The sequence below is a fragment of the Emcibacter sp. SYSU 3D8 genome, assembly GCF_039655875.1.
Taxonomy (GTDB): Bacteria; Pseudomonadota; Alphaproteobacteria; order SMXS01; family SMXS01; genus RI-34.
Window position 1 is genome coordinate 475,511 of sequence record NZ_JBBYXK010000001.1, and the last position, 21,600, is coordinate 497,110.

Sequence of the window (21,600 nt, forward strand, 5' to 3'; positions counted from 1 at the left end):
AACCATCAATCGTCTTCGTTCGGCCGCAGCACCGTGTAGCTGGTGCGATCGCCCTTGGGACGCTTGTCCTCGAGGATTTCACCGTTGACCAGGTAGAACACGATTTCAGCCAGGTTGGTCACGTGATCTCCCATCCGCTCGACATTCTTGGCCGCGAACAACAGGTGGGTGCACGGCGTGATGGAGCGTGCATCTTCCATCATGTAGGTCAGCAATTCGCGGAACAAGCTATTGTACAATTCATCGACGGCGGCATCGCGCTCCCAGACATCGATCGCCTTGACCGCGTCCTGGTCGATATAGGCATCGAGCACGTCCTTCAGCATTTTCTGCACCAGATGGGCCATGTCGCCCAGGGTTCGAACGATGCGGAAATTGTCCGTTTCATTGATCGCGGTAACCCGCTTGGCGATGTTCTTCGCATAATCGCCGATACGCTCGAGAATGCTCGACATCTTCAGCGCCGAGACGATCTCGCGCAGATCCGACGCCATGGGCTGGCGCCGGGCCAGAATGGAAATGGCATCCCGTTCGATGACGATTTCAAGCTCGTCGAGGGTCTTGTCGCCATCGACGACCTGCTGGGCCCGCTCGGCGCTGCGCTTGTAGAGCGCATCGACGGCGCCGGCGATCTGGGTCTCTGAAAGACCGCCCATGCGGGCGATGCTGGACCGCAGATTTTCCAGTTCCTTGTCGTAGGAAGAAACGATGTGATCGCTAGGCATGATGTCCGGCCCTTGATAGGTGGAAGGTGTTAACCGAAGCGGCCGGTGATGTAATCCCGGGTGCGCTCCTCGCGCGGATTGGTGAAAATCTGCTCGGTGTTGCCATGCTCAACGATATCGCCCAGGTGGAAGAAGGCGGTCTTCTGGGACACGCGGGCCGCCTGCTGCATGGAATGGGTGACGATGACGATGGCATAGTTCTCGCGCAGCTCGTCGATCAGCTCCTCGACCCTGGCGGTGGCGATCGGATCGAGCGCCGAGCACGGCTCGTCCATCAGGATCACCTCCGGGCTGACCGCGATGGCGCGGGCGATGCACAGGCGCTGCTGCTGGCCGCCGGACAGGGACGTGCCGCCCGACTCGAGGCGATCCTTCACCTCGTTCCACAAGCCAGCCTTCTTCAGGCTCGTCTCGACGATGGCGTCGATGTCGGGCTTCTTCGCTGCGAGGCCGTGAAGCCTGGGTCCATAGGCGATGTTGTCGTAGATCGACTTGGGGAACGGGTTCGGCTTCTGGAACACCATGCCGACCCGGGCACGGAGCTGGACCACGTCGACCTTCCTGTCGTAGATGTCGGTGCCATCCAGCAGGATCGTGCCCGTGACCCGGGCGCTGTCGACCGTGTCGTTCATCCGATTGAGGCAGCGCAGGAACGTCGATTTTCCGCAGCCCGACGGACCGATCAGGGCGGTGACCTCGTTATCGTAGATATCGAGGCTCACGCCGTTGATCGCCTGCTTCTCGCCATAGAACACGTGGACGTCACGGTTCGAAAACTTGATCTTGTCTTGTCCGGTCGACACCCGAATCCTCGCTTCAACGTCAGCTTCAGCCATTTTCATATCCGATCACCACTTGCGTTCAAGACGTCGTCTCAGATAAATCGCGATTCCGTTCATCGTCAGCAGGAAGCCGACCAGCACCAGGATGGCCGCCGACGTGCGTGCGACGAATCCCCGCTCCGGGCTGTCCGACCAGATGAATATCTGCGTCGGCAGCGCGGTCGCCGGGTCGAGAATGCCGCCGGGGTCCGACGTGATGAACGCATTCATCCCGATCAGCAGCAGCGGCGCGGTCTCGCCCAGCGCCTGGGCCAGTCCGATGATGGTGCCGGTCAGGATGCCCGGCATGGCGAGCGGCAGCACATGATGGAGCACCACCTGATGTTTCGACGCGCCGATGCCCAGGGCGCCTTCCCGGATGGAGGGCGGCACAGCCTTGAGCGCGGCGCGGGTGGCGATGATGATCGTCGGCAACGTCATCAGCGCCAGCGTCATGCCGCCGACCAAGGGTGCCGACCGCGGCAGGCCGAACACCTGGAGGAACACCGCCAGCGCCAGCAGGCCGAACACCACCGACGGCACTGCCGCCAGGTTGTTGATGTTGATCTCGATCAGATCCGTCCATCTGTTCTTGGGCGCGAATTCCTCGAGGTAGATCGCCGCGGCGATGCCGACCGGAAAGCTCAGCACGAAGGTGACCAGCAGCAGGTAGAACGATCCGACCAGGGCGCCGGAAAGGCCGGCCAGTTCCGGAAAGCGGCTGTCGGCCGAAAAGAACAGCGTCCAGTTGAAGGGCGTCGCGATGCGGCCGTCCGCGTCCAGCTTGTCGAACCAGGCGATCTGGCGATCGCTGACGCGCCGCTGTTCCTCGGGGACGTCGCGCGGGATCACCCCCTTGTGGAACTGGTCGAATGAATCGGCGACCGGAACACTGATCCTCACGGTGCTTCCCACCAGCGAGGGATCGTCGGCGACGATCTCGCGCAGCTTCAGTTGGGCGCCGCTGCTGAGGATGTCGAACAGCTGGCGCTGCTGCGGCCCCCTTGGGACATCCGGAAACAATCCCAGGAAACCCTCGCGCACCATGCCGCGGTAATTGCCGTCGAACAGGTTGGCTGTGTCCACCTCGGCGGGATCCACGAACACGTCGAATGTCACGTGGGTCTGGACGAAGGACTTGTAGCCCGTGGCGGTCAGCGAGCCAAGCAGGATGGCCAGCAGGCCAACGGCGGTGACGACGGCCGCGAGGCCATAGAGCTTCAACCTGGTGTTGGCCGCATATCGCCGCCTGAGGTTCTTTCGCGCTGCGTCGGACGACCAGTGGCTGACCGGCAGCGAAGTGGGGGCATCAGTCATATTGCTCTCTGTACTTCTGGACCACGCGCAGCGCGATGATGTTGAGCCCGAGCGTTATCAGGAACAGGACAAGGCCAAGCGCGAAGGCCGCGAGTGTCTTTGGGTTGTCGAATTCCGTGTCGCCGATCAGCAGGGAGACGATCTGCACCGTAACCGTGGTCACGCCCTCGAGCGGATTCAGGCTCAGATTGGCGATCAGACCCGCCGCCATGACGACGATCATGGTTTCGCCGATGGCGCGGCTGGCGGCCAGCAGAATGCCTCCAACGATGCCCGGGAGGGCCGCGGGCAGCAGCACCTTGGTGATCGTTTCCCCTTTGGTCGCGCCCATGGCATATGACCCATCGCGCAGCGAGCGCGGCACGGCGGTCAGCGCGTCGTCGGACATGGACGAAATGAACGGAATGATCATGATCCCCATCACCGCGCCGGCGACCAGGGCACTGGTGGGCGCCACGTCCACGCCGATGACGCCGCCGCCCCCGACCACCGCCGGCGAGACGATGAGCACGGCGAAGAAGCCGTAGACGACCGTCGGAATGCCGGCGAGCAGTTCCATGATCGGCTTGACGATATTGCGCACCCGGTCATTGGCGTACTCGACCAGATAGACCGCCGAGAACAGGCCGATGGGAATGGCGACCGCAAGCGCGATGGCGCTGATCAGCAGCGTGCCGGTGAAGACGGGAACCGCGCCGAATGCGCCGTATCCAGCGGTCTGGTCGGCGCGGATGGCGATCTGGGGCTCCCACCGCAGGCCGAAGAAGAACTCGGTCAGCGGCACCCGCTGGAAGAACCGGAATGCCTCGAACAACAGCGAGAGGACGATGCCGACCGTCGTCAGGATCGCGATCAGCGAACACATGATCATCAGACCCGACAGGATGCGCTCGACACCGTTGCGCGCGCGGAATTGTGGATTGATGCGGGTCCAGGCCCATGCGAGTGCGGCAAGACATGACGCCGCCACGACGCCGACAAGCGCCCAGTTGGCCGTTTCGGTCAGGGCGCCGTAATGCCGCGCGGCTTCGGTGACCTCAGGACGCGGCTCCTGAAAGATCCGGCCGGCGTTGACGTTGACGATTTCGCTGAGCAGCAGGTCGCGTTGCGCCTGGTCGAGGCCTGCCGTGATCGAATCCGGCATGGCGGCAAGGACGAAACGCTGAACCATGGACTCTTGGAACAGCAACCACATGATCAGGATCAACAGCGCCGGCAGCACGATCCAGAGCGCGACGAACGCGGCGTGCTGTGACGGCAGGGAATGCAGATGCTGCCCGGAGGTCGTCCGCAGCCGCGAGGCGCGACCCGCACCCAGCAGGAACCCGGACAGGCTGAGTCCGAGGATGGTGAGAAAGGCGATCGTGATCGTAGACATGAGTTGGCCCTGGCACTGCGCGTCGGGGACGCGCCCTGGAAAGAGGCGGAGGACGGCCAGGCGCGACGATCCCGTGCGAGCGCCTGGCCGACCGGCCTTTCGCTATGGTCGTCCGATACTGCTTATTTCGGAGCGGCCATCTTGGTGCCGCCAAGGACGGCCGCCTGAACTTCCTTGAACTTGGCATCAGACAGCGGAACCAGGCCACGCTCGATCAGGTAGCCGTTCTTGCCCATCGCTTCGGCGCTCACATACTCCTTCAGGAAATCCTGCAGACCCGGAATGGCCCTCCGATGCGCATTCTTCACGTAGAAGAAGATAGGACGGGATATGCCATAGCTTCCATCCGCGATGGTGTCCGCTACGGGGGCGACGCCGGCAACTTTCACCGCCTTCAGGTTGTCCTGATTCTCATAGAGGAACGAGTAACCGAAGATGCCAAGGGCGGTCGGATCGGTGTTGAGACGCTGAACGATGAGGTTGTCGTTCTCGCCCGCTTCGACGAAAAGGCCATCCTGACGCATGCGGTCGCAGTTCGCCTTGATGTCCTTTTTTTCCATCTTCTTGTAGAAATCGATCTCCTTGCACCCCTCGCGCATGGCCAGTTCCACGAACGCGTCACGCGTGCCGGAAGTCGGCGGCGGGCCGAACACCTGGATTTTCAGGTCGGGCAGCGACGTATCGATTTCCTTCCAGTTCTTGTAGGGATTGGCGATCAGCTTCCCATCCTTACCGGGCACCTGCGCGGCAAGAGCAAGGAAAATCTGCTTCTTGGTCAGGTCCATGTCCTTGCCCTTGCGCGAAACCGCGATGGACAGGCCGTCATACCCGATAAGCGCCTCGGAAACGTCCGTCACTCCGTTCTTCGCGCACAGCTCGAACTCGGATTTTTTCATGGCGCGCGACGCGCCGGTCACATCCGGATGGTCCGGGCCAACGCCCTGGCAGAATATCTTCATGCCACCGCCGGTGCCGGTCGATTCGACGACGGGCGCGGGCTTGCCCGACTTGTTGGCGAATTCTTCCGCGGCGGCTTGGGAGTAGGGGAAGACGGTCGAGGAACCGACCACCTGGATGCGGTCGCGGGCATGGGCGGCACCCGAAGCGGCGGCGCTGACCACGGCGACGGTCGCCAGGCCGATGAGTGTCTTGTTGATCACGATGTTTCTCCGATCATCAGTGGTGAGCCACGTCTTTGGGCGCGGCCTCGCCGGCACCCGTGGGTCGCACCCTATGGATGGGTGGTGAAAGCTATAAGTCAGTTAAGTTACAGTATTGTTACAAGCCACCGCCGTGACCTGAATCAACTACTTGGCGTTCTGGGATCCCGCGCGGGCCGGCAGATAGACGCTGACCGTGGTGCCGACTCCGAGTTCGCTTTCTAACACCAGACGGCCCCGGTGCCTGTTGACGATGTGCTTGGCGATGGCAAGGCCCAGGCCCGTGCCACCCTTTTGCCGGGACCGGGCGGGATCGACCCGGTAGAACCGGTCAGTGAGGCGCGGAAGATGCTCGCGGGCTATGCCCTCGCCGTCATTGGTTACCCTGACCACCACGCCCGGGCCGCCGGTTTCAGGCAGTCGCTCGATCTGCTTCCCATCGATCCGGATGGCCGTGCCGATGCGCGCGTACTTGATCGCATTGTCGACAAGGTTCTGGAACACCTGGGTCAGCTGGTCGGAATCGCCCACGACCGCCGGCATGCCGGCATCGATATCCACGGCAATGCTCATCTCGCGGTCACGGGCAGCCAGCGACAGGGCCTCGACCACGCCGTCGATCACATGCGCGAGATCGACGCTGTCCGACGGCACCACATGCTCGTCCAGTTCGATTCGCGACAGAGACAGCAAATCGTCGATCAGCCGCGCCATGCGGGCCGATTCCAGCGCCATGATCTCCAGGAAGCGGTCCTGGGCGGCAGGATCGCCCCTGGCGGGGCCCTGCAGGGTTTCGATGAATCCGATGATGCTGGCCAGCGGCGTACGCAACTCGTGGCTGGCATTGGCGACAAAGTCCGCGCGCAGCTGCTCGGATCGCTTCAGGGTTGTTATTTCATGCAGGGCGATGGCCATTGCGGGCATCGCCTCTCCCGCCGCCGGTCGCTCGCCTTCGATGGGCAGCGCCGCAAGCATGAAGTGCCGTTCGCCGGGACTCAGCAGGGTGATTTCCTCGCGCGATACCGCTTTGCTGGACAGAACCCGGTCCATGGCGCCGATAGCGGACGGGTGCCGCAACACCTGTGAGAAGTCCCGCCCGACCAGACGGACGCCAAACAACTCGCGCGCCGCGGCATTGGCCTCGACGACCCGGCGGCTCGCATCGAGCAGCACGAGCGCATCCGGCAGGACGTCGATCACCGAACGTTCGACGGAGACCGCTGCCGCCGACATCTTGCCATCGGGTCTCGCCTCGACATTCGCATTGCCCGTCCGGCTTGCCCGCAACAGTAGCCACGCCGCCGGCGCGCTGGCCGCCACGAGCAGCACCGCATGGGCCAGATGCACATAACCCGCCAGGACAAGGCCGACGAGGGCGGCAACCGGCAACACGGGCGCAGCCTGCCCCCAACCTTTGAAGACTTTTCTCACGGCGACGCCCATCGATTCATTGCACCAAAACCCGCTCCCCGTCCCGGACCCGGGCACAGAATCACAACAACCATACAATTCCTCGAGCATGCAACCGCAGTCTCGTGACAAGGTCTTGCCTGATCGCGGGAAATGGCGCAAAAACGACAGCCAAACCGCCTGCCGGATACAAAACAAGAGGATTTCTGAAGGATGGACCTGTCCTACTCCGATGAACAGATCATGCTGCGCGACAGCGCCGAGCGCTTCGTCGACGCCAATTGCGGCGCCGACAATCTCCGCAAGATGCGCGCCTCCGAAGAAGGCTTCAGCCGCGATTACTGGAAGCAGATGGCCGAACTCGGCTGGCTGGCGCTGCCCTTCACCGAGGACCAGGGCGGGCTGGACGGCACCGCCGTCGACACCAATGTGCTGATGGAAGCCTTCGGCCGCGGCTTGCTGCTCGAGCCCTATTTGACCACCGTGGTCATGGGCGGCGGTGCGCTGAAGGCCGCCGGCGGCGCCGACGACCTGATCGGCCAGATCATCGAAGGCAGCTTGCTGCTGGCGGTGGCCTATGCCGAACCGCAGGCCCGCTTCGACCTGTTCGACGTTGCCACCACCGCCCGCAAGGACGGCAATGGCTGGGTTATCGACGGGCACAAGGCCGTCGTGCTGCACGGCGACAGCGCCGACAAGATCATCGTCTCGGCCCGCACCTCGGGCGATCGCCGCGACAGGAGCGGGATCAGCCTGTTCATCATCGACCGCGGTGCCTCCGGCCTGGAGCGCCGCGCCTATCCGACCGTCGATGGATCGCGCGCCGCCGAGCTGTTCCTCAACAGCGTCCAGGTCGGTCCGGACGCGCTGCTGGGCGAAGAAGACCAGGGCCTCGCCATCCTCGAGAAGGTCTCCGACAATGCCATTACAGCGCTGTGCGCCGAGGCCGTCGGCGCCATGAAGGTGCTGCTCGACACCACGGTCGAATATACCAAGACCCGCGAGCAGTTCGGCCAGCCGATCGCCAAGTTCCAGGTGCTGCGCCATCGCATGGCCGACATGATGATGGAATACGAGCAGGCCAAGTCGATGGCCCTCGTCGCCGCCCTCAAGGTCGACAGCGAAGATCCGATCGAGCGCCGCAAGGCGGTCTCGGGCGCCAAGGTCCAGATCGGCAAGAGCGGCCGGTTCGTCGGCCAGCAGGCCGTACAGCTTCACGGCGGCATGGGCATGACCGACGAATTGTCGGTGGGCCACTATTTCAAGCGGCTGACCATGATCGACATTCTGTTCGGGAATGTGGATCATCACCTGAAGCAGTTCAGCGCCGCGGCCTGAGTACGGAAGAAAACGGGGATAGACCATGGACCTGTCGTTCACGCCCGACGAGATTGCCTTCCAGAACGAAGTGCGGGCATGGATGGCGGACAATTTCCCCGCCGACCTGCGCACCAAGGTCGAGGCCGGCGAGAAGCTGTACAAGCCCGACCTGCTGCGCTGGCAGAAGATCCTGGCCGCCAAGGGCTGGATCGCGCCGGCATGGCCCGTCGAATATGGCGGGCCCGGCTGGACGCCTACCCAGCGCTATATCTATGCCAACGAGATGGCGCTGGCCGGCGCACCCGACTTGCCTGCCTTCGGGCTGAAAATGGTCGGCCCGGTGATCTACACCTATGGCAACGAGGCGCAGAAGGCGCATTTCCTGCCGCGCATCCTCAGCGGCGAGGATTGGTGGTGTCAGGGATATTCCGAGCCGGGTTCGGGCTCGGACCTGGCCTCGCTCAAGACCAAGGCGGTCAGCGACGGCGACGATTACATCGTCAACGGCTCGAAGATCTGGACCACCGGCGCCCACGATGCCGACTGGATTTTCTGCCTCGTGCGCACCGACGACACCGGCAAGAAGCAGGAAGGCATTTCCTTCCTGCTGATCGACATGAAGACGCCCGGCATCGAAGTCAGCCCGCTGATCATCATCAACGGCGACCACACGGTGAACCAGGTGTTCTTTACCGACGTGCGCGCCCCGAAGAAGAATTTGATCGGCAAGGAAAACGAGGGCTGGACCTACGCCAAGTTCCTGCTCGTCAACGAGCGCAATGGCATCGCCCAGGTGGGCCACAAGAAGCACACGCTGCGCCGCATCCGCAAACTCGCCGACAAAACCGACATGAACGGCGGCAAGCTGGCCGATGAGGCCGGTTACCAACGCAGGCTGGCCGAGACCGAAGTGGCGCTGATGGCGCTGGAATATTCCGAACTGCGGTTCCTGTCCGGCCAGAAGACCGAACATGCGCCGGGCACCGAGGCCAACATGATGAAGGTGGCCGCGACCCAACTGCAGCAGAGCATGTCCGAGCTGTTCATCGAAATCGCGGGCTATTACAGCTTTCCCTATGACGGCTTCCGCGACACGAAAGGCTCCAACGAACCGCCTGTCGGGCCGACCGAGGCCGGCGGCGCCATGTTCGACTTCCTCTATGGGCGCGCCGCGACCATCTACGGTGGCTCCAACGAGATCCAGCGCGACGTCATCGCCAAGGTGCTGCTGAGCATCTGAGGCGAATGCCGTCGGAATTGGGGGCGCCTTGAAAACGGACCGGACGCCGGGCCTGCTGATTTCCGTGGTCTATACCTCGGCCATTTTCCTCAGCGCCGTGCTGATCTTCTGGCTCGAGCCCATGTTGCCCAAGGCCATCCTGCCGCTGATGGGCGGGACGCCGGCCACCTGGGTGACGGCGCTGATGTTCTATCAGGCCATCCTGTTGCTCGGGTACACCTACTGCTATGTGCTGACCCGCTGGGCGCCGTACCGCGTGCAGGCCGCCGTGCACGTGGCGCTGCTCGCGCTCGCGGCGGTGGCATTGCCGCCCGGGCTGCCCGGCATGGAAGCCGGCACCGCCTCGCCCGTGCTGCAGGTGCTGTTCATGCTGACGGTGGGCGCCGGGTTGCCACTGTTGGCCCTGTCGGCCACCGCGCCCCTGGCCCAGCACTGGTTCTCGCGCACCGGCCATCGCAACGCGCACGATCCATATTTCCTCTACGCCGCGAGCAATGTGGGCGGCCTCGGCGCGCTGCTTGCCTATCCGGTGCTGATCGAGCCCCATATAGGGCTGATCGAGCAGGCCCGGCTGTGGACCATCGGATGCGCCGTGTTCGCGGTGGTCATCGGCGGCTGTATCGTCCTGGGACGCCCGGTGAAGCCGGCGGCGCCAGCCGCCGGGGCGACGGATATTGCGGCAGCGCCCCCTGCCCGCCGCGCTGGCCAGCGCTGGATGTGGCTCCTCCTGGCCGCCGTACCGTCAAGCCTGCTGTCAGGCACCACCACCCGCATCACCACCGACATCGCCGCCGGGCCACTGTTCTGGGTGGTGCCGCTGGCGCTCTATCTGCTGACCTTCGTGCTGGCCTTCGCCCGGTGGCGCATCCTGCCCATGCGACTCGTGCTGATGCTGCAGCCTGTGGCGCTGGCGCCGTTGATCATCGTCATGTTCGGCGGTGAGCAACTGATCCGCGCATGGGACATGGTCGCGGCGACGGTCGTCCTGCTGTTCCTGTCCGCCTATATCTGCCACGCCCGCCTGGCCGACAGCCGCCCCGGTCCCGAGCGCTCGAGCGAATTCTACCTGATGATCGCGCTGGGCGGCCTCCTCGGCGGCGCATTCAATGCGGTGGTTGCGCCCAATTTGTTCATCGGCGTCACCGAATATCCGCTGGCGCTGGTGCTGGCGGTCGCGCTGCGCCCCATGCAGAGTCCGGGCCGCATCCGCTGGGGCCTGGACGTGGCGATTCCGGTCGCTGCCGGCGCCATCGCAATTGCCGTCCTGCTGCAAACCCCGCCGGACCACGTCCGCATGGTGACCGGAATCATCGGGCTCGTATTCGCGGTGGGTCTGGTCGCCCTGGCGGGGAACCCGGTCCGGTTCGCCATCGGCCTCGCCGCCGCTTTCCTGCTCAGTACCGCGCCTCGGCTGGCCGAGCCCCCACTCGATCAGCAACGCAACTTCTTCGGCGTGGTCAAGGTGCTCTATGACGCACCCCATGACATGACCCTGATGGTGAACGGCTCGACCTCCCATGGCGGCCAGCTCCGCGCGCCGGACAAGCGCCGCGTGCTGACCAGCTATTACGGCGCGCGCGGCCCCTATGGCGACGTCATCGCCGTGCGCACCGCCCAGGGACGCGCCCGCGACATCGCCGCCATCGGCCTGGGCACCGGCACCATCGCCTGCTCAGGCCCGCCGGAGGCCCGCTGGACGTTCTTCGAGATCAACCCGGTCGTGGTCGAGATGGCGCGCAACCCGCAGTTCTTCTCGTTCCTCGCCGACTGCCAGCCCGATGCGCGCGTGCTGACCGGCGACGGCCGCCTGCTGCTGGCCCGGGAAAACCAGCGCTTCGATCTGATCGTGCTGGATGCCTTCAGTTCCGACGCCATTCCCATGCACCTGCTGACCCTGGAAGCGTTCGAGATCTATTTCAGCAAGCTGAAGCCCGACGGCATGGTGGTGATCAATATCTCGAACAAGTTCGTCAACCTGAACCCAGTGCTGGCAGCACTCGCCGAGCGTCTTGGATTCACAGTGCTCGGCCGCTTCGACGAGGTCACCGACCGGATCATCCATTCCAGCCGTTGGGCGGTGATGGCCCGCGACCCGGCAACCCTGGCGCCGGTGCTGGCGCGCCCCGGATGGCAGGTGCTCACGCCCGACCGCGACCTGCTCTGGACCGATGACAAGTCCGGCCTGTTCGAGCTGCTCAGCGTCCAGCCGGATTTGAACAAGTGACCGCGCCAGACCGCAGAACCGTGCTGCGCGGCGGCATGGCTGCCATGGCCGCCGCCGCGATTCCGGGCCTCGCCGTCGCCCAGCCGCTCGCCGCCGCCGCCTCGGAAAAGCTGGTGCTGCACCTGGAGTGGCTGCCCCAGGCGGAATTCGCCGGCTATCTGGTCGCCAGGGAACTGGGGCTGTTCAGCAAACGCGGGCTCGACGTGACCATTCTTCCCGGCGGCCCGGACCATCCGGCCCTGGCCGAGGTGGCGACCGGCGCCGCGCATATCGGCATCGGGCCGTCGAGCCTGTTGTTCGTCGCCCGCGCCAAGTCGGTGCCGGTGAAGATCATCGCCCTGCCCCTGCAGGACAGCATTTTCCGCTTCGTGCTCAAGGCCCGAAACCGCATCCTCTCGCTGCGCCAGCTTGCGGGCCAGCCCATCGGGCTACGGCTCGGCGGCGACGAGGCCGAGTTTGCCGCCATGGCTGCCAAGCAGGGCATGACCCTGGCCGATTTCAAGGTCGTCAGGCAGGATCAATCCCTTTCCGGCTTCCTGGAGGACCGCTATGTCCTGAGCCAGGTGACGACCATCAATGAACTGATCCTGCTGCGCAACGAGGGCTATCCGGAATCGGAACTGCAGATCCTCAGCCCCGCGGAATATGGTGTCGCCATGCCGTCGGACTGCCTGTTCACCACCGACACGATGCTGGAGACCCGCCGGGACACCCTGGTCCGCTTCATCGACGGCGCCCGCGATGGGTGGCGGACCGCCTTTGCCGACAAGGAAGCCGCGGTGCAATTGCTGGTTTCACGCTATCCCGAACTGGATGCCGGCCACCAGATGGATCAGCTGAAGGCCATGGAACCGCTGGTATCCGGACCGGACGGCGGCGTGCCCTTCGGCCGGATCGACACGGTGGCCATGGAACGGATGCAGCAGGAGATGGTCACCGCGAGATTGCTGCCGGGTGTCCTGTTCCTCAATGATGTGGTCGACGCCAGCCTGCTGCGGGACCTGCCCGAAGGCTAGTCGTTCATCTCCCGGACCAGATCGAAGCCGGCACGGACCAGCCCCATGTCGGAGGTCACGGTCACCAGGTCGAAGCCCTTGGCGATCATCTGCTTCGAGTAGTCGACGCCGTTATTGACGATGGCGGTGCGCAGGCCATGCCGCCTGGCGGTCTCCAGGATTCGGTCGATTGCGTCCATGACGACCGGATCGGACTGGTTGAGGCGCGGCTCGCCCCCCAGCGACAGGCCCAGGTCGGACGGGCCGATCAGCAGCGCGTCGAGGCCCGGGGTGGCGCAGATGCCCTCGAGGTTATCCAGCGACTCCTGCGTCTCGATCATGGCGAAGGTCAGCAGCACGTCGTTCGCCCACTTCATGTAGTCGCCGCCCGCATACAGGATCGCCCGGTTCGGACCGACGCTGCGATATCCGTCCGGAACGTAACGGCAGGCGCCGACGAAGCGCTCGCACTCCTCGCGCGTGTTGATCATCGGACAGATCACGCCGTAGGCGCCGGCATCCAGCGCCTTCATGATCACGCCGGGCTCGTTCCACGGCACCCGGACCAGCGGCGTGACCGGCGATGCCGACACCGCCGCCAGCATGGCATGCATCTCGCTTACCCCGATCAGGCCATGCTGCATGTCGATGGTCAGCGAATCCCAACCCTGCGCCGCCATGGCCTCGGCCACATAGGCGCTGTCCGAGGCGATCCAGCAATTGGTCGCGGCCTCTCCCCGCGCCCATATGGCCTTCAGCCGGTTCTCCCGCATGGTCACGGCTCCAGCAATATCTTGCACTGGCTGGTGGGCTTTCGCAGCGCCTCGAACGCGGCGGGGAACTGCTCGAAGGTGAGCACGTCCGTCACCAGTCCCTCGACGTCGATCCGGCCCGCGGCGAGCATGTCGACGACAAACTGAAAGTCGGCCTTGTCCTGGGCAATGACAAAGTTCATCGACAATTCCTTGGCCATGGCGAAGGCCGGCATGAAAGTGTCTGGCTGGGCGCAGAAGCCGACGACGATGATCTCGCCGCCATAGGGCGCCAGTTCGGTGCATTTGGCGATCATGCCCGGCACGCCGACGCATTCCATGATCAATTCGGGCTCGGCGCCGGTCAGTTCACGGAACTGGGCGCCCACGTCGCCGGTCGCGTCGACCAGGCCGGTGGCGCCGTAGCGCAGGGCCATCTGGGCCCGGCCCGGATCCAGTTCGCTGACGATGACATGGCGCGCGCCGAAGAAGCTGCACCATAGCGCCGTGGTCAAGCCGATAGGTCCGGCGCCGATCACCAGTACATTCTTGCCCGCCAGCCCCTTCCTGATGGCGCGCACACCGTGCAGCGAAACCGCCAGCGGCTCGACCAGCGCCCCGGATTTCCAGCTTACCGGATCGGGCAGCGCAACGGCCGAGTTCAGATGCACGCGTGTGTATTCGGCAAAGCCGCCGCCGACGTCGCCGAGACCGATGATCAGCTTGGTGGCGCATTGCCACGGCTTGCCGAGCAGGCAGGCGGCGCACCTGCCGCAGCCGATAAACGGCAGCGAGGTCAGCCGATCGCCTTCCTTCCAGCCGGCCGGCGTGTCCTTGCCGAGCGCGACGATCTCGCCGCAGAATTCGTGTCCCATGACCATGCCACCTGCCTTGCGGCCGTGATCCTCGGTGGCGTGCAGGTCGGTCCCGCAGACGCCGCAATGGCGCACGCGGATGATCGCCTCGCCGGCCTCGGGCGACGGATCGGGAATGGTCTCGATGGCAAGCGGCTTGCCTGCCTCGCGGAATACGGCGGCCTTCAAATTCCTATCCCTTCCTGTCGAACGTGATCCAGAGTTCCTTCAACCCGCGCAGGCACAGATGCGGATGGTGCTCGAAACTGTTGCGGGCGGGGGCGTAGGCCAGATTGTCCATGCGCGCCAGGATCGCCTCGAACGAGGCGATCATCTCGTAGCGGGCAAGCTGGGCGCCCAGGCAATGATGGATGCCGGCGCCGAACGCCAGATGGGCGCCGGCGTTTGAGCGTTCGACGTCGAGCTGGTGTGGACAGCCGAACTTGGCCGCGTCCCGGTTCGCCGCCGCATAACGGAGCATGACCCGCGCGCCTTTCGGGATCGCGTAGCCGCCCAGTTCCGTATCCTGCTTCACCACCCGGAACAGGCCCTGCACCGCGGATTCGAGCCGCAGGGTTTCCTCGACGAAGGTGGGAATCCGCGCCGGGTTCTCGCGCAGCAGCCGTTGCTGGTCTGGATTGTCGATCAGCAGGGTCATGCCGGCGGCAATGGAGTTGGTGGTGGTCTCGTTGCCGGCTACCAGCACCTGCGAGATGATCGACAGCAGTTCGCCATTATCGAGCGGCTTGCCATCGTCGTCGCGGACCTCGAGCAGCGCCGACAGCAGGTCGTCGCGGGGGCGTTCGCGGCGCTCGTCCAGCGCGTTGACGAAGTATTTCTGGAATTCCAGCAACTTGGTGGCGCTGTCGATCCACTCGTCGTCGGTCAGCATCAGGCCAAGCGGCGCCACGGACGCGTCCGACCATATCTTGAATTTCGGCGCGTCATCGCGCGGCACGCCAAGCTGGTCGGCGATGACATAGAGCGGCACGGGCACCGCGAATTCGTGGATCAGCTCGACCTCGCCGCGATCGATGAAGGCATCGATCAGCATATTGGCGATCTCGTCCATATAGGGCTTCATGGCCCGGACCCGCTTGGGCGTGAACGCGTAATCCACCATCTTGCGATAGCGCGTGTGGCTGGGCGGATCGTTGGTCACCATGGTGTTGACCTTGGGCCAGCCACGCTTCTCGATCTCCCTCACCTCGGGCGGCGGGGCGCGCATTTCGGCCGGCGCCTGGCTGCCGATGTTGGAGAACACATCGGTGTTGCGGATCGCTTCCATCAGCAGATCGTAGCGGCTGACGATATAAACCTTCAGGTTGGGGTCGTAATAGACCGGCGCCTGTTCCCGCAAAACGTCGTAATAATCGTAGGGGTTCTCCTGAACCTCGACGTTGGCAAGGGACCGGTCGCCCGGCGCGCCCGCTATGGCATCCATCGTCTTCTCCCCATTTCAGGCTCCCATGACCTAGCCAATGACGCTATGGCCGCGCAAAAAGGCAGTCAAGCCGCATGGCTGCGTGCTATCCATTGGCGAGCAACGAGAGACAGGACCATTCCTGCATGAAGATCACCGCTGCCATCGCGCAAGGCCCCGGCCAGCCCTTCGCCATCGAGCAGATCGACCTCGATGATCCGCGGTCCGACGAGGTGCTGGTGCGGCTGGTTGCCACGGGCGTATGCCACACCGACATGTATTTCCGCGACCTGATGCCCCTGCCCGCTGTGCTGGGCCACGAAGGCGCGGGCGTGGTCGAGGCGGTCGGTGCGGATGTACGCAAGGTACGGCCCGGCGATCACGTGGTGCTGTCCTATGGCTCGTGCGGCGTGTGCCCCAGCTGCGACGCCGGTTCTCCGTATTATTGCCACCACTTCGATGCTCATAACGCCAGCGGTGCCCGGCCGGACGGCACGCCGACCCTGACCCGTAACGGCGAGCCCCTGTTCGGCAACTTCTTCAGCCAGTCGTCCTTCGCCAGCCACGCGCTCGCCAACCAGGCCAACGTGGTCAAGGTGCGCCAGGAAGCGCCGCTGGAAATGCTGGGGCCGCTGGGCTGCGGCGTACAGACCGGCGCGGGTTCGGTGATGAACGGGCTGGAGCCGCTGCCCGGCGAGGCGCTGGTGATCTTCGGGGCCGGCACGGTTGGCCTGTCGGCGATCATGGCGGCCAACCTGATCGGCTGCGAGCCGATCGTCGCCGTCGACCCGGTCGCCGCCCGCCGCGACATGGCGCTGAGCCTTGGCGCCCATCACGCCATCGACCCCACGTCGACCGATCCGGTGGCCGAAATCATGCGGCTGACCGGCGCCGGTGCGCTGCATACCCTGGAGTGCACCGGTATTCCTGACGTGTTCGAGCAGGCCGTGTCCTGCCTGGCGCCGCGCGGTACGTGCGGCTTAATCGGTGCGCCGCCACCCGGCAGCAAAGCCTCGATCCGGCTCGACAAATTGCTGTCGAAGGGCATCCGGATCCGCGGCCTGATCGAGGGCGAGAGCCAGATCGACGCGTTCATCCCGCATCTGGTCGAGCTGTTCCAGGACGGCCTGTTGCCCATCGACCGGCTGGTCACCTTCTACGATCTGGACCAGATCAACGACGCTATCGCCGACAGCCTGGAAGGCCGCACGATCAAGCCGGTCCTGCGGATGCCGCGCTAGAGCAGCGGCTCGTCGAGCGGCAGCGGCAATTGCGTCACCGGCTCACCCTGCTCGGGGGCCAGCAGAAAACATGTCAAAATGGCCATTCGCGAGCGTTTCCGTGCGACCGATAACCCCGAAGCGCGAGCTTCAGATTGGACAGGCGGTGTAATTCATTAACTGGCGCGCTGATATCCGCCCCCGGTTCGCTACCCGCGAATCTTGCCATATCGCCACCATCTGGAGGATCGCGACCGGATGCCGCAAACCCGGCGCCGTCATTGCCGGTGGCTCTGCGGTCCGAGGTTTTCGGCTGCGCTGCAACTTTGCCCTTGCCTGGTCCTACTTCGTCGACATTGTCAGGGTGTAGAAGAAGTTGCCCTTCCCGTTGGAAGGCGCTCCGACCATCGTTCCATCCTGTATGATGATCAAGGTCGTGCTGTCCGAGTAGACCACGCCGTTCAAGGGATCGGTGCCGTTGGTATCATTGCCGCCGCCGGCAAGAAGCTTGCCAGGGCCGCCGTCATTCCGGAAACCGATGATCTTGCCGTTTCCGGTTTCATGCACTTTCAGAATGGCGATCACCTCGCCCGCGACCACATTGTCCATGTGAGCGTCGGAAAGGAGCATCGCGCCCTGCGACTGTTCTGCGAAGGCTGACGATCCGAACAGGCAGATGCCTGCGGCAGCCAGAATCAAGCTCTTGATAGTCATTGATATGCCCTGCCCATAAGAAAGAATGCCCGTCATAGTCGAACGTCTCTTAGCCCACGTTCGACGCAGAAAAAGGCTAGCATCGAAGTATTATCGGGTCCATGACATATGGTAACTGGTTACGGTATATTCATCACTTTGTTGTCATCAAGAAACACACGCTAATAAATTAATTAAAAACCGTAATAAAAATACACCTCAAAGTAGTATAGCGCACCAGATCATGGTTGAGTTATTCGGATACTCCGCAGGGGACCGGCAAAACATACGGACGACTCGGCAAAGACGTCGCGGGTCCGCCGGGTTTCACGTCGAGGCTGGCTGCCTGGTGAGTGTGATTACTCCGCCGCGCGCTGGGGCACGAACGGGCAGTATTCCTCCTTCGCCACAAGGTCGAGCACGAAGGCCATCTTGTTCATGCCGCCCAGGATGGCGCCGACCATGGACAGCTCGACAATGTCGCCGTCGCTGAAATGCTCCTTGAGGCGTGCATAGAGCGCCGGGGTCAGCGAGCCGCCCATATTGGTCAGGGCAAGCTGCTCGGCCAGCGCGATGGCGGCCTTGTCGGCGCCCGAGAACGGGCCGTTCTCGTAATCCTCCATGGCGTCGAGTTCGGCCTCGGTCAGGCCGGCCTCCTTGGAGGATGCGCGGTTGTTCAGGTTGCAATAATGGCAACCATGGATCAGCGACAGCCGGTAGCGCACCAGTTCCTTGTAGCGGCGCGGCACATCGCCTTCGAAGAACAGTTCCTTGTAGAAGTGCTGGCCGAACATCTTCGACGCCTTGGGGGAATTGGCGAATACCTCCAGAATGGTGGTGTCTTCGCAGATCGCCTTGGCGTGGTCCCAGCCGGCCTGCTGCTCAGGCGACAATTGCTCGCGCGGCACCCGGTTCATCAGCGTATTGGTCATGTCCCGTCTCCCCTGACGAATGAACGAAATCTTCAAACTTATGACCACAGAACATATGCTAAGAAGGCAACGGATTGCAATTCATGGGGAGGATCGAATGAGCAACAGCCAGATCGTCAAGAACTTCATCGCCGCCTGGAACGAGAACGACATCGACAAGGCCTGCGACATGATGTCCGAGGACATTTTCTACCACAACATCCCCATGGAACCGGTGAAGGGCCGCGAGGCGTCCCGCGCCATGCTGAAGGCCATGGGCCCGCTGACCGACGTGAACTGGGAGCTGCTCGCCATCGCCGAGAACGGCGAGGTGGTGATGACCGAACGGGTCGACCGCATGACCATGGGCGGCAAGAAGGTCGCCATCCCGCTGATGGGCATCTTCCGGATCAGGAACGGCGAGATCTACGAGTGGAAGGACTATTTCGACCTGGGCGACTTCCAGCGCCAGATGGCGGGGTGATCAACTCCTTATTCGTCATTCCCGCGCACGCGGAAATGACGATATGGCTGATGCTTACGCCAGATCCCCGGCGCAGTAGGCGATTCCCCGGCGCAGGATTTCGTAGAACACGGGCTGATCCCAGGCGCAGCGATCGACGGTGGGCCATTCGTCCATGATCGGGATCATGTCGTATTTGCCGCGGCAATGGCCGAGGGCGCAGTACACCACTTCGCCGGCGCCCTGCTGCTTGGTGTAGAGCATGTAATGGCGTCCGGTGCCGCCGGTCCAGTCGCCCTCGATGAAGCCGTCGCAGGTGCCGTGCCAGTGGGTTTCCAGCAGCACCCGGTTGTCGCCGTAATATTCGGCGCAATAGATCTCGTCGTTGACGGTGAAGGCGTCGATGCCCTTGACCAGCGGATGGTTCTCCTCGCCGGGCGTGACCGTCACCTGGAAGTCCTGCAAAGCCGGATGGGCGATGAACTGGCTGCCGATCATCTCCATGAAGCGCGGCGCCTCGCGCGGCGTCGCCACGCCGCCCTCGACGAAACGCAGCACCGAGTTGGTGCCGTGCAGCGCGAACCATTTACCGCCGCGCTGGAGGAACTGGTGCAGCGCCTCGGTCTGGTCTTCGGTGGGCTGCACGTCGCAGGTATAGGTGATCAGCACGTCACAGGCGGCGATGCTGGCGGTGTCGGCATAGTCCACGGACACGGTCGCCAGGTAGCGCTCGTCCTCGGCCAGCAGCTTCAGGAGCTCGACCCGCGCGAAATTGATGTCGTGATATTTGCCGGACGCCACGAGATGGAACCGGACTGGGCCTTTCTTGGCCATGCGCGCTCTCCCCTTTTGCAGCCGCCGTCCCAGAGGCGGTGATCCGACTTTAGCCGCGGCGCGTTCCGCGCGGCCAGTGATTTCTCGGGTTTGTCCGCAGCCTAGAAGAAGCCGCTGGCGCCCGGGATGGCAAACGGGTTGCCGGGCTTCTTCTTCGGCTCGACGAGCTGGACCAGAACGTCCTCGCCCTCGACCTTCACCGGATAAACGGTAATCGGCAGCACGGCCGGCGCGCTCATGGCCTTGCCGGTCTCCAGGTCGAAATTGGCGCCGTGATGCGGGCACACGATCTTGCCCGCGCGGATACGGCCGCCTTCCATGGACTTCTTCTCGTGCGAGCACTGGTTCTCGATGGCCTTGAAGCCGCCATGGGGCATGTGGATGACCAGCACGTTGCGGCCTTCCAGCGGAACACACTTGGTCTTGCCCGGCTCGACGTCCGTGGTCTTGGCCACGAAGCGGAATGGAATCTCGGCGGCTTGTTCGGTCATGATCTGCCTTACGCGTCGTTGGCGTAGTCACCGTTTATATAGCCCATCAACGCCTTGTGCATATGGCGGATGCGGCGCTCCTGATGGGAAATCCACAGGCCCTTGAACGCCGACGAATTATTGCCCCGCTGCACATGCGGCAGGTTGACCGAGTCCTGGTCGAGGACAAGGCCGAGCGAACGCTCGCCGTGATTGACATGCTCGTGGTCGGGCAGCGGCGGGCGCGGCTGGCCCTTCTTGATCCGCGCGAACATCCAGACGTCGTAATACATCTTGTTGGGATCGGATTCGTGGGGCCGCTGGCGGAACATCATCATCCGGTCGGCGAAGGTGTTCAGCGTCAGGTTGGGGAAGATGTTGTAGTGGTAGTCGTCGGTCAGCTGGTCGTCGTTCAGCTCGGAATAGTCGACGCCCAGCGCTTCCTGGTTCTCGCGCTTGAACACCTGGATGGCCCGGCGCGCCTCGGAGACGCGGCCGCGGAACTCTTCCGGATTCATGCCCAGCGCCGTCATCTTGCTGGCGATGATCTCGGGCACCTCGTCCAGCTCCTCGCCAAGGCGCGGGCTGTAGGTGTGGAACGGCACCAGATAGCGGTTGTGCTTGTCATAGAGGTCGATCTGCACGTCGACGTCATCGTTGTCGTAGAGCAGTTCCGGATGGATGCACTGGACATGGTAGACCTCGTTGAACGCGTCCACCGACGTCTTCCAGTTGCAGTCCCAGTTGATGGTGACGTTCATCACCATGGCCATCTTCTCGAAATGGTACGGGTCCAGGTGTTCGGGAATGATGTTCAGATAATCCAGCAGCGGCTCGGCGTCCGGGTTCATGTTGAACCACACGAAGCCGCCCCATGTATCGGTATGGATCGTCTTCAGGCTGAGCTGGTCCTTCGGGCAACCCTGGGTGAAGTCCTGCTCGTCGGGAACGCTGACCAGCCGGCCGGTCAGATCGTATTCCCAGAAGTGATAGGCGCATTGCAGTGTGCGGGAATTGCCGGTCTTGTCGAACTTGACCTGGTTTCCGCGGTGGTTACAGACGTTGTAGAAGGTCCGCGCCTTGCCATCCTCGCCGCGCACGATCAGCAGCGATTCAGGGCCGATCTCGGTGGTGATGTAATCGCCGGTCTCGGGAATTTCCTCCTCGCGGCAGCCGATCAGCCAGGTCTTGGTCCACATGCGCTCCCATTCGAGCTGCATGAACTCCCTGGAGACGTAACGCTCCTTCGGAATGATCGCATTGCCGAGATCGGGCTCGGGCGCCTTTTCCGCCGGCGTGCCCGTGCTTTGATTGACCCTGATGACCGCGACCATTCGAAAACTCCAAATATCTGGCGACGTGTGCCCTTTGTGCCGCCTGCGGCAGCATC

The 21,600-nt window shown here is 63.5% G+C and carries 20 protein-coding genes; 6 read left to right on the forward strand and 14 right to left on the reverse strand.

Annotated elements, in window-relative coordinates; all coding sequences use genetic code 11:
* Positions 1-5: 5 nt before the first annotated feature.
* The 6 genes from phoU to WJU21_RS02390 form a co-directional block, all read right to left on the reverse strand.
* Positions 6-725: a phosphate signaling complex protein PhoU gene (gene phoU, locus WJU21_RS02365; protein ID WP_346321769.1), complete on the reverse strand. Its 720-nt coding sequence runs from the start codon at positions 723-725 to the stop codon at positions 6-8.
* 29 nt (positions 726-754) lie between these two features.
* The gene (pstB, locus tag WJU21_RS02370) at positions 755-1,567 is read right to left on the reverse strand and encodes a phosphate ABC transporter ATP-binding protein PstB (RefSeq protein ID WP_346321770.1); all 813 of its coding nucleotides are present in this window, start codon (positions 1,565-1,567) and stop codon (positions 755-757) included.
* A gap of 6 nt (positions 1,568-1,573) precedes the next feature.
* Positions 1,574-2,863 carry a phosphate ABC transporter permease PstA gene (pstA, locus tag WJU21_RS02375; protein ID WP_346321771.1) on the reverse strand — a complete coding sequence of 430 codons (1,290 nt, stop codon included), beginning with the start codon at positions 2,861-2,863 and terminating at the stop codon, positions 1,574-1,576.
* Entirely contained in the window at positions 2,856-4,241 is a 1,386-nt protein-coding gene (gene pstC, locus WJU21_RS02380) for a phosphate ABC transporter permease subunit PstC (RefSeq protein WP_346321772.1), read from the reverse strand. Before pstC ends, pstA begins: the two co-directional genes overlap by 8 nt.
* 122 nt (positions 4,242-4,363) lie before the next feature.
* The gene (locus tag WJU21_RS02385) at positions 4,364-5,398 is read right to left on the reverse strand and encodes a substrate-binding domain-containing protein (RefSeq protein WP_346322440.1); all 1,035 of its coding nucleotides are present in this window, start codon (positions 5,396-5,398) and stop codon (positions 4,364-4,366) included.
* Positions 5,399-5,548: 150 nt separating this feature from the next.
* Positions 5,549-6,832 (reverse strand): ATP-binding protein, encoded by a 1,284-nt coding sequence (locus tag WJU21_RS02390; RefSeq protein ID WP_346321773.1) that lies wholly within the window; start codon positions 6,830-6,832, stop codon positions 5,549-5,551.
* Positions 6,833-7,024: 192 nt separating this feature from the next.
* On the opposite strand from WJU21_RS02390, the gene WJU21_RS02395 reads away from it, so the two are divergent.
* The 4 genes from WJU21_RS02395 to WJU21_RS02410 are packed head-to-tail and all read left to right on the forward strand — an operon-like array spanning position 7,025 to position 12,611.
* A complete protein-coding gene (locus WJU21_RS02395; protein WP_346321774.1) occupies positions 7,025-8,149 on the forward strand; it encodes an acyl-CoA dehydrogenase family protein in 1,125 nt (374 codons plus the stop codon).
* Between the two features lie 25 nt (positions 8,150-8,174).
* Positions 8,175-9,371: an acyl-CoA dehydrogenase family protein gene (locus tag WJU21_RS02400; RefSeq protein WP_346321775.1), complete on the forward strand. Its 1,197-nt coding sequence runs from the start codon at positions 8,175-8,177 to the stop codon at positions 9,369-9,371.
* Between the two features lie 28 nt (positions 9,372-9,399).
* Positions 9,400-11,595, forward strand: coding sequence for a fused MFS/spermidine synthase (locus WJU21_RS02405; protein ID WP_346321776.1), 2,196 nt, complete (start codon positions 9,400-9,402; stop codon positions 11,593-11,595).
* Positions 11,592-12,611 (forward strand): ABC transporter substrate-binding protein, encoded by a 1,020-nt coding sequence (locus tag WJU21_RS02410; RefSeq protein WP_346321777.1) that lies wholly within the window; start codon positions 11,592-11,594, stop codon positions 12,609-12,611. Before WJU21_RS02405 ends, WJU21_RS02410 begins: the two co-directional genes overlap by 4 nt.
* Here WJU21_RS02410 and WJU21_RS02415 read toward each other — a convergent pair.
* Genes WJU21_RS02415 through WJU21_RS02425 form a run of 3 tightly spaced genes read right to left on the reverse strand, consistent with a single transcriptional unit; the run spans position 12,608 to position 15,640 of the window.
* Positions 12,608-13,363 (reverse strand): aldolase/citrate lyase family protein, encoded by a 756-nt coding sequence (locus WJU21_RS02415; protein ID WP_346321778.1) that lies wholly within the window; start codon positions 13,361-13,363, stop codon positions 12,608-12,610. The genes WJU21_RS02410 and WJU21_RS02415 overlap by 4 nt on opposite strands.
* Before the next feature lie 2 nt (positions 13,364-13,365).
* Positions 13,366-14,385 (reverse strand): alcohol dehydrogenase catalytic domain-containing protein, encoded by a 1,020-nt coding sequence (locus WJU21_RS02420; RefSeq protein WP_346321779.1) that lies wholly within the window; start codon positions 14,383-14,385, stop codon positions 13,366-13,368.
* A 4-nt stretch (positions 14,386-14,389) separates the two neighbouring features.
* Positions 14,390-15,640, reverse strand: a complete 1,251-nt coding sequence (locus tag WJU21_RS02425) for a cytochrome P450 (protein ID WP_346321780.1) — start codon at positions 15,638-15,640, stop codon at positions 14,390-14,392.
* Between the two features lie 125 nt (positions 15,641-15,765).
* Between WJU21_RS02425 and WJU21_RS02430 the strand changes: the two genes are divergently transcribed.
* A complete protein-coding gene (locus tag WJU21_RS02430) occupies positions 15,766-16,860 on the forward strand; it encodes an NAD(P)-dependent alcohol dehydrogenase (RefSeq protein ID WP_346321781.1) in 1,095 nt (364 codons plus the stop codon).
* A 321-nt stretch (positions 16,861-17,181) separates the two neighbouring features.
* On the opposite strand, the gene WJU21_RS02435 is transcribed toward WJU21_RS02430, so the two are convergent.
* The gene (locus WJU21_RS02435) at positions 17,182-17,553 is read right to left on the reverse strand and encodes a hypothetical protein (protein WP_346321782.1); all 372 of its coding nucleotides are present in this window, start codon (positions 17,551-17,553) and stop codon (positions 17,182-17,184) included.
* 338 nt (positions 17,554-17,891) lie between these two features.
* A complete protein-coding gene (locus tag WJU21_RS02440) occupies positions 17,892-18,464 on the reverse strand; it encodes a carboxymuconolactone decarboxylase family protein (RefSeq protein ID WP_346321783.1) in 573 nt (190 codons plus the stop codon).
* Positions 18,465-18,561: 97 nt separating this feature from the next.
* On the opposite strand from WJU21_RS02440, the gene WJU21_RS02445 reads away from it, so the two are divergent.
* A complete protein-coding gene (locus WJU21_RS02445; RefSeq protein WP_346321784.1) occupies positions 18,562-18,927 on the forward strand; it encodes a limonene-1,2-epoxide hydrolase family protein in 366 nt (121 codons plus the stop codon).
* A 54-nt stretch (positions 18,928-18,981) separates the two neighbouring features.
* Here the strand turns inward: WJU21_RS02445 and WJU21_RS02450 are convergent, their stop codons facing one another.
* The 3 genes from WJU21_RS02450 to WJU21_RS02460 all read right to left on the reverse strand — a co-directional run bounded on the left by WJU21_RS02450 (position 18,982) and on the right by WJU21_RS02460 (position 21,544).
* Positions 18,982-19,740: a ThuA domain-containing protein gene (locus WJU21_RS02450; RefSeq protein ID WP_346321785.1), complete on the reverse strand. Its 759-nt coding sequence runs from the start codon at positions 19,738-19,740 to the stop codon at positions 18,982-18,984.
* A 101-nt stretch (positions 19,741-19,841) separates the two neighbouring features.
* The gene (locus WJU21_RS02455) at positions 19,842-20,231 is read right to left on the reverse strand and encodes a Rieske (2Fe-2S) protein (protein WP_346321786.1); all 390 of its coding nucleotides are present in this window, start codon (positions 20,229-20,231) and stop codon (positions 19,842-19,844) included.
* An 8-nt stretch (positions 20,232-20,239) separates the two neighbouring features.
* On the reverse strand, positions 20,240-21,544 hold the full coding sequence (locus WJU21_RS02460) for an aromatic ring-hydroxylating dioxygenase subunit alpha (RefSeq protein ID WP_346321787.1): 1,305 nt from the start codon (positions 21,542-21,544) through the stop codon (positions 20,240-20,242).
* Positions 21,545-21,600 lie beyond the last annotated feature (56 nt).